Source organism: Pseudoxanthomonas winnipegensis (assembly GCF_004283755.1).
Taxonomy (GTDB): Bacteria; Pseudomonadota; Gammaproteobacteria; order Xanthomonadales; family Xanthomonadaceae; genus Pseudoxanthomonas_A; species Pseudoxanthomonas_A winnipegensis.
In genome coordinates, this window is sequence record NZ_SHMH01000006.1 from 22,562 (window position 1) to 36,061 (window position 13,500).

Genomic DNA, 13,500 nt, shown 5'->3' on the forward strand with positions numbered 1-13,500 from the left:
TAGTTCGCGACTTCGAGCTCCCCTTCGCTGCGCGAAAGGGAGGGGGCAGAAGCGGGAGCTTCGCTGCGCGTTAGTCGCTTGAGATCCGTTGATCTCGATGTCGCACACCTCGCGAGGCCGCTTCTCACTCGAAGCGCCAGCAACACCTCTACCGTCGTTCCCGCGAACGCGGGAACCCAGGGACTTTCGCGCGGTAAAGCCAAGGGCGCGGGAGGCCGCGTTCGCAGGAACGACGAGTGTCGCTTAGCGCCCTTACTCAACCCCCATCGCCAGCCCTCAGAACCGCCACCGCAAACTCGCCGAGACGAAGCGCGGTTCGCCGTAGTTGTTGTAGTCCAGGTTGGCCCAGTAGGTCTTGTCCAGCGCGTTGCGCACCGATAGCGTCGCGGTCCACTGCGCGTTGATGCGCAGGTTGGCGTTGAGGTGGACCAGCGTGTAGGCGCCCTGGGTGACCGTGACCGGCGTGGTGGTGCCATCGCCATTGGGACGCTCGATGTTGAAGCCCTGCACCTTGCTCTGCCAGCTCACGCCGCCGCCCAGGCTCAGGCGATCCCAGCGACCCGGCAGGCGCCACTGCGTGGACAGCTGCAGATAGTTCTCGGGCAGGTTGGCGTAGATGGCATCGGTCGGCGCGCGGGTCACCTTGACGTGGGTGTAGCCGGCGTTGAGCGTCCAGCCCGGCAGCAGCTCGCCGTTGAAGTCCACTTCCCAGCCGCGGCTCTTGGTGCCGTTGACGCCCACATAGGCCGAGCTGCCGTCCGGCAGCGAGTTCGGCGGCTGGGTGGTGTCCAGCACCGCGTAGTTGTCCTGCTTGGCCTCGAACACCGCGGCGGTGGCCATGGCGCGGCCATCGAACAGTTGCGCCTTGAGGCCGGCTTCCAGGTTGGAGCCTTGCACCGGCGCCAGCAGGTTGTCGTTCCTGTCCTTGTAGTTCTGCGGATTGAAGATCTCGGTGTAGCTGGCGTAGAGCGAGACATCCGGCACCAGGTCGTAGACCAGGCCCACGTAGGGCGTGACTTCGTCGCTGACCTTGTAGCGGCCGCTGGTGCCGGTGTAAGTGCCGGCGGCGTTGTAGGCGCGGGTGCGCGTTTCCCACGAACTCAGGCGCGCGCCGGCGATCAGCGACAGCGGCTCGGCCAGGCGCAGGCGCGCCGAGGCATAGACGCCGCGCTGGGTGGTGCGGGCCTGGCGCCAGGCGCCGGTGCGGCGATAGGTCAGTGCGCCGGCGCTGCCGTCCCAGTCGTACAGGTTGGGCACGTTGAAGCCCATCGCATTGCCATACGGCGTGGCGATCATCTGCCAGTCGCTCGGATAGACCAAGGCGACGCCGGGCGTAGTGGACTGCAGGTCCTGCCAGCTGCCGCCGACCACCACGTCGTGGGTCCGGCCGAACAGCGCGAACTTGCCCGACAGGTATACGTCCAGCGCATCGCGGGTGTCGTTCGTCTCGCCGGCGCTGGCCTGCAGACAGGTGCCGGCGCCGGTGGCCGGGTCCGGGTAGCCGCTGCCGTAGACGCGCAGGCTCTGCACCTCGCCCTTGGTATGCGCCGAGTTCACCCTCAGCAGCCAGTCCTCGCCGAAGCGCTGCTCCAGATTGGCGAAGGCGGTGCGGGTCTGGCGCTGCCAGCGCGTCCAGGCCGGCGAGAAGTTGGTCGAGCGCGAGAGGTGGGCGCTGGCGCCATCGGCGCTGAAGAACGGCACCGTGCCCCAGGTCGAGCCGGTCGGGTTGTTGCCCTGGATCTGGTAGCCGACCGTGACCGTCGTGCTGTCGGTCAGGTCGCCTTCCAGCACGACCATGCCGGCCTTCTTGTTCTCTTCTTAGCGGTCGTAGTAATAGTCGCGGTCGGTCCAGGCGCCGACCCAGCGGCTGCGGAAGCGCCCGTCTTTGGTCAGCGGCAGGTTGATGTCGGCCTGTACGCGGCGGAAGTCCCAGCTGCCCACGCTGGCGGTGACCGCCGCATCGAAGTCGCGGCCCGGACGCTTGCGCAGCAGGTTGACCGTGGCCGAGGGAATGCCGGCGCCGCTGAGCAGGCCGTTGGCGCCGCGGATGACTTCGATGCGGTCGTAGAAGGCGGTGTCGTACTCCTGGTTGGTCGAGCCGCTGTAGGTCGGCAGGCTGTCGACCTGGAAGTCGGTGATCTGGAAGCCGCGCGCGAAGTACAGCGGACGCTGGGTATCCCAGAAGGACACGTTGACGCCGGTGATGTTGCGCATCACATCGTTGATGCTGAACATCGATTCGTCCTCCAGCCGCTGCAGGCCGACCACACTCACCGATTGCGGCGTGTCCTGGATGCTGATCGGCAGCCGCGTGGTGGTGGACGGCTCGGCGCGCGCGCCGGTGACCTGCACGTTGTCCAGCGTCTTGGGCGTGCGGCGGCGCGCCTGCTCCTCGGCGTCGGTCTCGCCATCGGCGGCGTGGGCGAGCGGGGCGCACAGGCCCAGCCCCAGCAGCAGGGCCGCGGCGAGCGGGGAGCGGGTCGGCGCGGCGGACGCGCGGAAAATGGCAGCGGACATGGGGTTCCTTGAGGGCGCAGGCAGGCACGCCGCGCGCGGCGAAGGCGAGCGCACGGCGGGGAAGACGTTGGGAGGCTTGCCCAGATAGCGGGCTGGCGATGGTCGTCCGATGACCACGCAGGCGGGCGTTGGCGCGGAGGCCTGCGGCGCGCAAATGTAAGTGATTCTCAAATGGCGGACAAGCCACACACGGGCATGCGGTGGCCGCCAAAGGCCTCGCGCGCCGCCAGGCGCGATGACAAAGCCGTCAGAGAAGAACTGCGTGCGGTGCGCGGCTTAGTTCATCGCGGTGGCCAGATAGGCATCGACCGCACGGGTGTAGGCGGAAGGCTCGCCCAGCGTGCGGTTGATCTGCATATGCGACAGGTCCTCGGGCAGGACCTGGACGGTCACGCCGAAGGCCTGCGCGCGCTGCGCCAGCCCGCGTGCCTGCGCGCAGCTGTCCTCGCGCCGCGAGGAACACACCGCGAGCATCGGCAGCGAAGCCCGCGAGAGATGGTGCCAGGGCGAGACCGCGCTCCAGGTGCGGGGGTCGTCGCCGAAGGCGCGGTCGTAGAGCGGGAAGTGGCGCGCCTGCATGATCTGCACGACATTCATCGCCGCGCTGTCCAGCGCGATCACCGCGCGCGGGCGCTGCGCGCCGGCCTCGGTCAGCGCCGCGACATCGGCGCCGAGCAGGGCGACCAGATGCGCGCCGGCCGAATGCCCCATCAGCACCGTGCGCGCCGGATCGCCGCCCCAGTCCTGCGCGTGCCGCTGCAGGTGGGCGATGGCCGCGGCCACGTCGCGCGCCTGCACGGCCGGATCGGCGTCGGGCAGCATGCGGTAGTTGATCGACACCAGCACATAGCCGCGCGGCAGCCAGTACGCCGCCTTCGGCGTGGCCAGGCCGGGATTGTCCTTGTCGCCCTTGCTCCAGCCGCCACCGTGGACCATCGCGATGATCGGCAGGCCGCGCGCGCCGGCGGGCGCATACACGTCGTAGCGCTGCGCCGGATCGGGGCCATAGGCGACCTCGCGCAGCACACGTGCGTCGGCGGGCAGCGACTGCGTTTCCCCGGTCTCGGCCTGGCGCTGGCCCAGCAGGTGGCGCAGGCGCTCGCCGCGCGACTGCGCGCAGGCCAGCAGCGGCAAGCAGAGCAGCAGGACACAGCAGGCGGAGCGGACACGCATGGCGGAGGTTCCGGTTGGACGTCAGGCGCCGCGCAGGCGCAGGACCGCGCGCAGGCCGCGCGGCGGGTTGGGCAGCAGCTGCAGCGCGCCGCCGTGCTGGCGCGCCACGCGGTCGACGATGGCCAGCCCCAGGCCGCTGCCGCCGCCGGCCGGGTCGTGCACGAATGGCTGCAGCGCGCGCTGCGCCTGCGCCGCGTCCATGCCCGGGCCGTGGTCGCACACGGTCACCTGCCAGGCGCCATCGCCGGTGCCGACCAGGCGCAGCGCGAACGGCGCGGCGCCATGGCGCTGCGCGTTGGCCACCAGGTTCTCCAGCGCGCGGCGCAGGGCGATGGGCCGCCCGCGCAGCGGCGCGGTGTCCGGGCACTGTACGTCCCACGGTCCGCCGGCGGCATCGAGCGCCTCGCGGCAGATCCGCGCCAGGTCCAGCGGCTCGGCCGCCTCGTCGCGGCCGTCGCGGGCGTAGGCGATGAACTGCGAGAGGATGGCGTCGATCTCGGCGATGTCGCGGTCGATGCCGGCGCGCAGGGTGGGGTCGGTGTCGGGCAGCAGGGCGGTGGCGAACTGCACCCGGGTCAGCGGCGTGCGCAGGTCGTGCGAGATGCCGGCCAGCATCAGCGCGCGCTCGTCGGCGGCGCTGCGCACGTCCTCGCTGGCCTGCTCCAGGGCGTCGGCCAGCTCGCGCACCTCGCGTGGGCCGCGCACGTCCAGCCGCGGCGCCTCGCCACGGACCAACCCGGGCGCGGCCTGGGCCAGCTGGCGCAGCGGGCCGACCAGGCGCTGGGCGCAGTACGCCGCCGCCAGCCAGGTCAGGCAGACGCAGCCCAGCAGCAGGGCCAGGGTGAAGCGCCGGCTGCCGCGCGCGGGCTTGGCGCCGAAGGAGATCCATAGCGTCGGGCTGGTGCGCAGCTGCATCCACAGCCGGTCGCCGTCGGCATCGCGCGACAGCACGACCGCACGCTCGCCGCCCAGCGCGCGCGCCGCGCGCTGGCGCAGCACGCGCAGGAAGGGGGCGAACGCGCGCGCGTCGGCCGCTGGCGCGGTCTTGCGCACGTCCAGCCCGGCCTGCTGCAGATAGCGCAGCGTGGCGGCGTGGCCGCTGTTGCGGCCCACCTCCTCGGCCAGTCCGGCGAAGCCGCGCATGGCGCGCGCCAGCTGATCGGCGGCCGGGGCGATGGCCAGCTCGCGGCCCAGCACCGCGGCCAGCACGCCGGCGCCGGCCAGCACCAGCGCGATGACCAGCGCCAGCTGGGCGAACATCCCCGGCGCGCGCCTCACGCGACCTCCTCCGGCGGCACGAACACATAGCCCGCGCCCCAGACCGTCTGCACGATGGTCGGGTTGCGCGCGTCGTCCTCCAGCAGCTTGCGCAGGCGGGCGATGGTCACGTCCATGCTGCGCTCGAAGGCCTCGTGCTCGCGCCCGCGCGCCAGACTCATCAGCCGGTCGCGTGAGAGTGTCTGCCACGGGTGCCGCACCAGCACCGCCAGCACCGCGAACTCGCCGCTGGTCAGCTTCACCACGCGGCCCTGGCGGCTGAGCTGGCGGTTGCCCAGGTCCAGCCGCCACGGGCCGAAGGCGACGATCCCGCCCTCGGCCTGCGGCGCGCCCGGCACGGCCTGCGTGCGTCGCAGCACCGAGCGGATGCGGGCCAGCAGCTCGCGCGGATTGACCGGTTTGGGCAGATAGTCGTCGGCGCCGATCTCCAGCCCGACGATGCGGTCGATCTCGTCGCCCTTGGCGGTGAGCATCACCACCGGCGTGGGGTCGCCCTGGCCGCGCAGGCGCCGGCACAGCTCCAGGCCGCTCTCGCCGGGTAGCATCAGGTCCAGCACGATCAGGTCGAAATGGCCGCGGTCCAGCGCCTGGCGCATCTGCGTACCGTCGCCCACCGCCTTGACGGCGAAGCCCTCGCCTTCCAGGTAGCGCTGCAGCAGTTCGCGCAGGCGCACGTCGTCGTCGACCAGCAGCAGCTTGGCGGTGATCTCGCTCATGCGGCGCACTATCGCGCCCGGCGGCTGGCGCCGACAACGCCGGTTGTAGGCAGATGTTTCAGCGCCGGCCGGCGGACACATCCGCTGGCATACGCGCAACACCTCGCGGCCCCGGCCGGCCCAGCATGGCGGCACGGCGATCGACGCCGTTCCATCCCATCGCGAGGAACCGATCATGCGTACGACCCACCTGATGCTGCTGTCCGCGCTGGCCGTTGGCGGCGCGCTGTCCTTCTCCACCGACGCCTGGGCCGGCCGCGTCCGCGTCCATGGCGGCGGTACCGCCGCCGATGGCGCGCAGGTGCGCGGCACGGCCGCCGCTGGACGCAACGCCAACGGCGCCTATGTGCGCGGCCACGGCAGCCGTACCGATGCGGCCGGCAATACCACCGGCCGCAGCGGCGCGGCGGTGCAGGGCGCCGACGGCGGCAGCGCGCACCGCAGCGGCAGCTGGTACCGCAACGCCGACGGCAGCGCCGGCCGCCAGGGCACGGCCAGCGCGACCACCGCCGCCGGCGGCAGCCTGTCCACCAGCGGCGAGATCAGCCGCGATGCCGCAGGCAACGTCAACGGCGCGCGCAGCACCAGCGCCACCACGGCCGGCGGGGCGTCCTACACCGGATCGACCACGGTGCAGAACGGCAGCGTCAGCCACACCGGCACCTGCACCGACAGCAGCGGCCAGGTCGTGGCCTGCCGCAAGTGAACCTTTCGCGCGCCGCCAGGCCGGCGGCGCGCCCTTTCGATCGAGACCTGCCCATGAAGAAGCTCCTCCACGCGCTGACGCTGGCGCTGCTCGCGCTGGCCCCGTCCTGCCTGCTGGCGCAGCAGGCCAACGACAGCGCCGCCTCGGCCGGACGCCAGCAGATGGCGCGCAAGCTCAAGGCCGCCGATGCCAACGGCGACGGCCTGATCCAGCGCAGCGAAGCCCAGGCCAGCCTGCCGCGCCTGTTCGAACATTTCGACGCGCTGGACGCCAACCACGACGGCGCCCTGTCGCGCGAGGAACTGCGCGCGGCGGGCCAGGCGCTGTCCGCCGCCCGACGCGGGTCGGGCCAGTAGGCGGCCGCGGCCATGGTCCTGTCCCTGCTTGGCCCGCACCTGTCCTGGCTGCGGTGGGTCCCGCTGGTGCTGCCGCTGCTGGCGGCGCTCGAAGCCTGGCTGCGCCTGCGTCGCGGCCTGGCCTACGACTGGAAGAGCTACTGGGCCTCGCTGGGGGATGCGCTCGGCCGCGGCCTGGTCGGCCTGGTGCTCGGCAGCGGCGTGGCCGGCGTCGTGCTGCTGGCGGTGCACCAGGTGCGCCTGACGACCCTGGCGATGGATGCGCCCTGGCAATGGGCGCTGCTGTTCGTCGGCCAGGAGGCCTGCTACTACGCCATGCACCGCGCCGACCACCGGATCCGCTGGTTCTGGGTCAACCACTGCGTGCACCACTCGCCCGAGCAGTACACGCTGGCCTCGGCGTACCGGCTGGGCTGGACCGCCCAGCTCACCGGGCAGGCGCTGTTCTTCGCTCCGCTGGTGTGGCTGGGGTTCCCGGTGCCGGCGGTGCTGGGCGCGCTGGCCCTGAACCTGCTCTACCAGTTCTGGCTGCATACCGAGCTGATCGGCGTGCTGCCGCGCTGGATCGAATACGTCTTCAACACCCCGGCGCACCATCGCGTGCATCACGCCAGCAATCCGGAGTATCTGGACTGCAACTACGGCGGGGTGCTGATCGTGTTCGACCGGATGTTCGGCAGCTTCCGCGCGCAGTTGCCGGGCGTGCCGCCGCGCTACGGCCTGGTCGAACCGCTGCGCAGCCACCATCCGGTGCGGATCGCCCTGCACGGCTGGCGGGGGCTGTGGGCCGACCTGCGCCGGGTGCGCTCGCCCGGGCAGGCGCTGCGGACGCTGTTCGGGCCGCCGGGGTTCAAGCCGGGCGGCTGATCAGCCCAGCCCGGTATCCATCACCATCATCAGGCAGAAGCCCAGGGTCAGGCCGATGGTGGCCAGAGTCTCGTGGCCGTTGCGGTGCGACTCGGGGATGACCTCGTGGCTGACCGCGAACAGCATCGCCCCGGCCGCGAACGCCAGGCCCCAAGGCAGCAGGGTGGAGAACGCGCCCACCGCCACCGCCGCCACCACCGCGCCCAGCGGCTCCACCAGACCCGAGGCCGCGCCGATCAGCACCGCGCGCCCGCGGCTCACGCCGGCCGTGGCCAGCGAGAGCGCGATCACCAGGCCTTCGGGAATGTCCTGCAGCGCGATGGCCAGGCTGAAGGGCTCGGCGTTGGCCATGCCCGAGCCGGAGGCCACGCCCACCGCCATGCCTTCGGGGATGTTGTGCAGGGTGATGGCCAGCACGAACAGCGTCACCTGCGGCGGCAGCCACTGGTGCAGGCCGCCCACGCGCGTGGTCTGGCCCTGCTGGTCCAGATGCGCATGCGGGATCACCCGGTCCATCGTCAGCATCATCGCCACGCCCAGGCAGATGCCGACGCTGACCAGCCCGCCCGCGCCCAGCCCGCCGTAGCCCTGGTCCTTGGCCGCCTGCAGGCTGGGCACGATCAGCGAGAAGGCCGTGGCGGCCAGCATCACGCCGGCGCCGAAGCCCATCAGGCCGTCGGCCAGCGTCTGCGGCAGGCGCCGCACCGCCAGCACCGGCAGCGCGCCGGCGGCGGTGGCCGCGGCGCAGATCAGGCCGTCGCGCAGCGCCTGGCGCAGGCCGGGGCGATGCGGCCATTGGGCCAGGACTTCCTGCAGCAGCCAGGCGCCCAGCAGCAGGGCGGCCAGCGCCAGCAGCCACGGCAGCAGGCGCCGCAGCGCGGACGGGGAAGACAGGGTGTGATCGTGCATGGCAGGGGCTTCGTGGGCGGAAGGGGCGCGCGTGCGCTCGGGGTGCCGTTGTCCGCAACGGGACCGAAGGTGCCTGCCCAACATCGGACACCGACGGGCAAGGGCGCGTCAACCGTGCTGCAGCGCACACCGGCCGGGAATGCTCCACGCGCCAGAAATCCGTGAAACCCGCATGGCATCAGGACCTTCCCTTTTGTCACTACATTTGGCGTTGACGGGCGTGGGTGACCCCACTATCTTGGGGTCGTCGGTTCCTCGCGGCCACAAGCCGCGGGGATGAAAAGGGAAGCCGGTGCGGCCTTGCGGCCCACTCCGGCACTGCCCCGCAGCGGTGATTGGGAACGACCCCGCCATCTGCACTGAGGCCCCCGGTGGCCTTGGGAAGCGGTGGGTTAGGAGAAGCAGGACTGTGTCCTGGCTTCACGCCCGTCAGTCCGAAGACCTGCCGACAGTCGCGCGCAAGCACCTCGCGCGGCGCCGGCCGCGGTGTCTTTCGAGGGAGAGACGGCTGGTGACGCAAGGCCCGACCACGAACGCCGTTCGTGCGGTCGCGGCTTCTGCGACGCCGCCGTTTCACCCTCGGTCGCCCGGCCCCTGTTGCGCCCTCGTGGGAAGGCGCAATGCGTGCATCTACGCATGGAGAGTTCCGACCGTGACCCAGACCGATTCCGCCGTGGCCCAGCGCCCGGCCGACGCCGCCTTCTCGCTGACCCCGCCGCCCACCGCCACGGCCATGCGCGTGACCAAGCGCAACGGTGGCAGCGAGGCGGTGGACCTGAACAAGATCGTGCGCGCCGTGCAGCGCTGCGCCGAAGGCCTGCACGCGGTCGATCCGATGCGCGTGGCCACGCGCACCATCTCCGGCCTGTACGACGGCGCCACGACGCAGGAGCTGGACGAGCTGTCCATCCGCACCGCCGCGCTGCTGATCGGCGAGGAGCCCGAGTACGGCCGCCTGGCCGCGCGCCTGCTGGCCAACTTCATCGCCAAGGAGGTCTCCGGCCAGGAGATCCATGCCTTCTCCCAGTCGGTGGCCCGCGGCCATGAGGTCGGCCTGATCAACGAGCGCCTGCTGAACTTCGTGCAGGTCAATGCGCGCAAGCTCAACGACGCCGTCGACGCCGGCCTGGACCGCGAGTTCGAGTACTTCGGCCTGCGCACCCTGTACGACCGCTACCTGCTGCGCCACCCGCACAGCCGCAAGGTGATCGAGACCCCGCAGCAGTTCTTCCTGCGCATCGCCAGCGCATTGAGCGAGGACGTGCCGGAGGCCCTTGCGCTGTACCAGCGCATGGCGCACCTGGACTACCTGCCGTCCAGCCCCACGCTGTTCAATTCCGGCACCACGCACGAGCAGCTCTCCAGCTGCTTCCTGCTGGACTCGCCGCAGGATTCGCTGGAGTCGATCTACGCCAAGTACGGCGACATCGCGCAGCTGTCCAAGTTCTCCGGCGGCATCGGCGTGAGCTACTCGCGCGTGCGTGCGCGCGGCTCGCTGATCAAGTCCACCAACGGCCATTCCAACGGCATCGTGCCGTGGCTGAAGACGCTGGATTCCTCGGTGGCGGCGGTCAACCAGGGCGGCAAGCGCAAGGGCGCGGCCTGCGTCTACCTGGAGACCTGGCACGCGGACATCGACGACTTCCTCGAGCTGCGCGACAACGCCGGCGACGACGCGCGCCGCACGCACAACCTCAACCTGGCCAACTGGGTGCCGGACCTGTTCATGGCGCGCGTGGAAGCGGACAAGCCGTGGTCGCTGTTCGATCCCAAGGCCGTGCCGGAGCTGACCGACCTGTACGGCGAGGCCTTCGAGCGCGCCTACGAGCAGGCCGAGGCGCAGGGCAAGGCCAGCAAGACCGTGCCGGCGCGCAAGCTGTACGCGCGGATGATGCGCACCCTGGCCGAGACCGGCAACGGCTGGATGACCTTCAAGGACAAGTGCAACAAGGCGTCCAACCAGACCCTGCGCCCGGGCAACGTGATCCATCTGTCCAACCTGTGCACCGAGATCCTGGAGGTCACCTCCAACGAGGAGACCGCGGTGTGCAACCTGGGCTCGATCAACCTGGGCCGCCACTTCGACGAGTACGGCGACTTCGACTACGACAAGCTGGCCGAGACCGTGCGCCTGGCCGTGCGTCAGCTGGACCGCGTGATCGATCTGAACTTCTACCCGATCGAGACCGCGCGCCGCGGCAACCTGCGCTGGCGCCCGGTCGGCCTGGGCTGCATGGGCCTGCAGGACGTGTTCTTCCGCAAGCGCCTGGCCTTCGACAGCGCCGAGGCGCGCGCGATCAGCAGGAAGATCGCCGAGACGATCTACTTCCACGCGCTGGAGACCTCGTGCGAGCTGGCGCAGGAGCGCGGCAAGCATCCGTCCTTCGCCGACACCCGCGCCGCCCAGGGCGAGCTGCAGTTCGACGCCTGGGGCGTGGTGCCCGAGGACACCGCGCGCTGGGACGCGCTGCGCGAGCGCATCCAGCAGCACGGCCTGCGTAACTCGCTGCTGATCGCCATCGCCCCGACCGCGACCATCGCCTCGATCGCCGGCTGCTACGAGTGCGTGGAGCCGCAGGTGTCCAACCTGTTCAAGCGCGAGACGCTGTCCGGCGACTTCCTGCAGGTCAACCGCTACCTGGTGGACGAGCTGAAGAAGCTCGGCCTGTGGACGCCGGAGATGCGCGATGCGATCAAGCTGGCCGAAGGCTCGATCCAGGGCGTGGCGGAGATCCCCGAGGCCCTGCGCCTGGTCTACCGCACCGCCTGGGAGCTGCCGATGCGCTCGCTGATCGACATGGCCGCCGACCGCGGCGCCTTCATCGACCAGTCCGCCTCGCTCAACCTGTTCATGGAGAGCCCGAACATCGGCGCGCTGTCCTCCATGTACATGTACGCCTGGAAGCAGGGCATCAAGACCACCTACTACCTGCGTTCGCGTCCGGCCACCCGCATCGCCAAGGCCACCATCAGCCACGGCGCCAGCGAGGCCCCCAAGCCGGCCTACACCCCGGTCGAGGCGGTCAGTTGCTCCCTGGAAAACCCGGAAGCCTGCGAGGCCTGCCAGTAAGAAAAAAGAAGGGGCCGAACTGTCATTCGGCCCCTTCTGGTTGCTTCACCAAAACATCCATGTCGCTTGAGCGGGGTGTCTTGGGTTGGCTACTTCTGTCTAGGAAGTCCATAAATCATAACCGCAATTGATGCGGACTGATCGGAAGCCGATCGAAGTTTTGAGCTCAAGCATCTCTGGCAAATAGGAGAAGCTTCATGGCTACAAATCCGCCGAAAGGCGATGGTCATCGCAATGGCGCAGTACGTGATCGTTCGCAGTTCAAGACTCCCTCAGGAAATTTCGCAAAACGTGGTCCAGATGGAAGAATCATGGATGTGAAAACGAGCGCCAAGACTCCGTTCAAGGGAGTAAGGAAAGAAAAGTGATTCGATCTCGCACAAGGATGTGCACTCCTACCTGCGAAGTAAGTTCGGAGAAGCTAAATGCAAATAAAGATGGCGCATTTACGAGAGCGGTCTACGACTGGAGCTTGGGTCAATTTTGCGGTGTTCTCCGCTTCGTCAGCGGTTGGGAACAATGATGCTGCGTTGGCGCACCTGACAGCTCAAGCTCGAAGGCTAGGGCTTCAAGTTGATCAAGCAGCGTTGGCTTTCAGCTCCGCGGGCCGCGTTCGATTTTACGGAACAAAGAACTTGGTCAACTATCTGTCTAAGCGTGGTGTACCGCGCTGGACACACACGATAGACATTTAATTTTTACCTTTGGTGGGACTTCGGTCCCACCTATTTTTCTTAGGAATTCACACACCATGTCCGCTCAACCCCGTCAGATGCTGCTCGATCCCGGTTTCGAACTGACCCTGCGCCCGATGCGCTATCCGCAGTTCTACGACATGTATCGCGACGCCATCAAGAACAGCTGGACGGTGGACGAGATCAACTTCCAGATCGACATCACCGATCTGCACGACAAGATGACCCCGGCCGATCGCCATCTGATCCATCGGCTGGTCGCCTTCTTCGCCACCGGCGATTCGATCGTGTCCAACAACCTGGTGCTGAACCTGTACCAGCACCTCAATGCGCCCGAAGCGCGCATGTACCTCTCGCGCCAGCTGTACGAGGAAGCGCTGCACGTGCAGTTCTACCTGACCCTGCTGGACAACTACCTGCCGGATCCGGGCGAGCGCGCCAAGGCCTTCGCCGCGGTCGACAACATCCCCTCGATCAAGAAGAAGGCCGACTTCTGCTTCAAGTGGATGGACACCATCCAGGACCTCAAGCGCCTGGAGACGCGCGCGCACCGCCGCCAGTTCCTGCTCAACCAGATCTGCTTCGCCGCCTGCATCGAGGGCCTGTTCTTCTTCGCCGCCTTCGCCTACGTCTACTACTTCCGCTCGCGCGGTCTGCTGCCGGGCCTGGCCTCGGGCACCAACTGGGTGTTCCGCGACGAGAGCTGCCACATGGCCTTCGCCTTCGAGGGCGTGCGCGTGGTGCGCGAGGAGGAGCCGGACCTGTTCGACGCCGACATGCAGCAGCAGGTCTACGACATGCTGGAAGAGGCGATCGAGTGCGAGCTGCAGTTCGCCGAGGACGTGCTGTCCGGCGGCGTGGCCGGCATCTCCACCCGCGACATGCGCCAGTACCTGCAGCACTGCGCGGACAACCACTTCGCCAAGCTGGGCATGGCGCGCAAGTACAACGTGCGCAATCCGCTGCCCTTCATGGAGCTGCAGGACGTGCAGGAGCTGACCAACTTCTTCGAGAGGCGGGTGTCGTCCTACCAGGTCGGCGTGCAGGGCGAGGTCGGCTTCGATCACGCCTTCTGAGGGCGCCGCACGATACCGACGCCGCGCTGGAAACGTTTACGGGCGGAAAAGGTCGCCAAAACACCGCATCTGACTGCCTGACGGGCTTAAGTCGAGGCCAGGCGTGCCGTTAGTCTGGGGGATATCCGTCCCCGCAG

10 protein-coding genes, 1 pseudogene and 1 riboswitch are annotated in these 13,500 nt (G+C 69.2%); of the genes and pseudogenes, 6 read left to right on the forward strand and 5 right to left on the reverse strand.

Going from position 1 to position 13,500, the window contains the following annotated elements; translation table 11 throughout:
• Positions 1 to 276: 276 nt before the first annotated feature.
• The 4 genes and pseudogenes from EAT51_RS12395 to ompR all read right to left on the reverse strand — a co-directional run bounded on the left by EAT51_RS12395 (position 277) and on the right by ompR (position 5,684).
• Positions 277 to 2,517, reverse strand: a pseudogene (locus EAT51_RS12395) (TonB-dependent siderophore receptor).
• A 276-nt stretch (positions 2,518 to 2,793) separates the two neighbouring features.
• Positions 2,794 to 3,690, reverse strand: a complete 897-nt coding sequence (locus EAT51_RS12400; protein WP_130520660.1) for an alpha/beta hydrolase — start codon at positions 3,688 to 3,690, stop codon at positions 2,794 to 2,796.
• A gap of 21 nt (positions 3,691 to 3,711) precedes the next feature.
• Entirely contained in the window at positions 3,712 to 4,968 is a 1,257-nt protein-coding gene (locus tag EAT51_RS12405; RefSeq protein WP_130520662.1) for an ATP-binding protein, read from the reverse strand.
• A complete protein-coding gene (gene ompR / locus EAT51_RS12410; protein ID WP_130520664.1) occupies positions 4,965 to 5,684 on the reverse strand; it encodes an osmolarity response regulator transcription factor OmpR in 720 nt (239 codons plus the stop codon). Before ompR ends, EAT51_RS12405 begins: the two co-directional genes overlap by 4 nt.
• Positions 5,685 to 5,859: 175 nt before the next feature.
• Here ompR and EAT51_RS12415 point away from each other — a divergent pair, with 175 nt between their 5' ends.
• Genes EAT51_RS12415 through EAT51_RS12425 form a run of 3 tightly spaced genes read left to right on the forward strand, consistent with a single transcriptional unit; the run spans position 5,860 to position 7,613 of the window.
• Positions 5,860 to 6,390: a hypothetical protein gene (locus tag EAT51_RS12415; protein WP_130520666.1), complete on the forward strand. Its 531-nt coding sequence runs from the start codon at positions 5,860 to 5,862 to the stop codon at positions 6,388 to 6,390.
• A 53-nt stretch (positions 6,391 to 6,443) separates the two neighbouring features.
• Positions 6,444 to 6,746 carry an EF-hand domain-containing protein gene (locus EAT51_RS20915; protein WP_425478238.1) on the forward strand — a complete coding sequence of 101 codons (303 nt, stop codon included), beginning with the start codon at positions 6,444 to 6,446 and terminating at the stop codon, positions 6,744 to 6,746.
• 12 nt (positions 6,747 to 6,758) lie between these two features.
• A complete protein-coding gene (locus EAT51_RS12425; RefSeq protein WP_130520667.1) occupies positions 6,759 to 7,613 on the forward strand; it encodes a sterol desaturase family protein in 855 nt (284 codons plus the stop codon).
• Here EAT51_RS12425 and EAT51_RS12430 read toward each other — a convergent pair whose 3' ends face one another.
• Positions 7,614 to 8,522, reverse strand: coding sequence for a ZIP family metal transporter (locus tag EAT51_RS12430; RefSeq protein ID WP_130520670.1), 909 nt, complete (start codon positions 8,520 to 8,522; stop codon positions 7,614 to 7,616). It lies immediately after the preceding gene.
• Positions 8,523 to 8,753: 231 nt separating this feature from the next.
• Positions 8,754 to 8,986, forward strand: a riboswitch (cobalamin riboswitch).
• 269 nt (positions 8,987 to 9,255) lie between these two features.
• On the opposite strand from EAT51_RS12430, the gene EAT51_RS12435 reads away from it, so the two are divergent.
• From EAT51_RS12435 to EAT51_RS12445, 3 genes are all read left to right on the forward strand, one after another.
• Positions 9,256 to 11,592 carry a ribonucleoside-diphosphate reductase subunit alpha gene (locus tag EAT51_RS12435; protein WP_379655795.1) on the forward strand — a complete coding sequence of 779 codons (2,337 nt, stop codon included), beginning with the start codon at positions 9,256 to 9,258 and terminating at the stop codon, positions 11,590 to 11,592.
• Positions 11,593 to 11,789: 197 nt separating this feature from the next.
• Positions 11,790 to 11,960 carry a hypothetical protein gene (locus EAT51_RS20300; RefSeq protein WP_165422518.1) on the forward strand — a complete coding sequence of 57 codons (171 nt, stop codon included), beginning with the start codon at positions 11,790 to 11,792 and terminating at the stop codon, positions 11,958 to 11,960.
• A gap of 383 nt (positions 11,961 to 12,343) precedes the next feature.
• Complete coding sequence (locus EAT51_RS12445; protein ID WP_130520677.1) at positions 12,344 to 13,363, forward strand: ribonucleotide-diphosphate reductase subunit beta; 1,020 nt, start codon at positions 12,344 to 12,346, stop codon at positions 13,361 to 13,363.
• The last annotated feature ends 137 nt before the right edge of the window (positions 13,364 to 13,500 follow it).

Bases quoted from the DNA above. Each gene is read 5' to 3' on its own strand.
- EAT51_RS20300 (WP_165422518.1), top strand. From the start codon at position 11,790: ATGGCTACAAATCCGCCGAAAGGCGATGGTCATCGCAATGGCGCAGTA.
- EAT51_RS20915 (WP_425478238.1), top strand. From the start codon at position 6,444: ATGAAGAAGCTCCTCCACGCGCTGACGCTGGCGCTGCTCGCGCTGGCC.
- EAT51_RS12400 (WP_130520660.1), bottom strand. From the start codon at position 3,690: ATGCGTGTCCGCTCCGCCTGCTGTGTCCTGCTGCTCTGCTTGCCGCTG.
- EAT51_RS12430 (WP_130520670.1), bottom strand. From the start codon at position 8,522: ATGCACGATCACACCCTGTCTTCCCCGTCCGCGCTGCGGCGCCTGCTG.
- EAT51_RS12445 (WP_130520677.1), top strand. From the start codon at position 12,344: ATGTCCGCTCAACCCCGTCAGATGCTGCTCGATCCCGGTTTCGAACTG.
- EAT51_RS12435 (WP_379655795.1), top strand. From the start codon at position 9,256: ATGCGCGTGACCAAGCGCAACGGTGGCAGCGAGGCGGTGGACCTGAAC.
- EAT51_RS12425 (WP_130520667.1), top strand. From the start codon at position 6,759: ATGGTCCTGTCCCTGCTTGGCCCGCACCTGTCCTGGCTGCGGTGGGTC.
- ompR (WP_130520664.1), bottom strand. From the start codon at position 5,684: ATGAGCGAGATCACCGCCAAGCTGCTGCTGGTCGACGACGACGTGCGC.
- EAT51_RS12415 (WP_130520666.1), top strand. From the start codon at position 5,860: ATGCGTACGACCCACCTGATGCTGCTGTCCGCGCTGGCCGTTGGCGGC.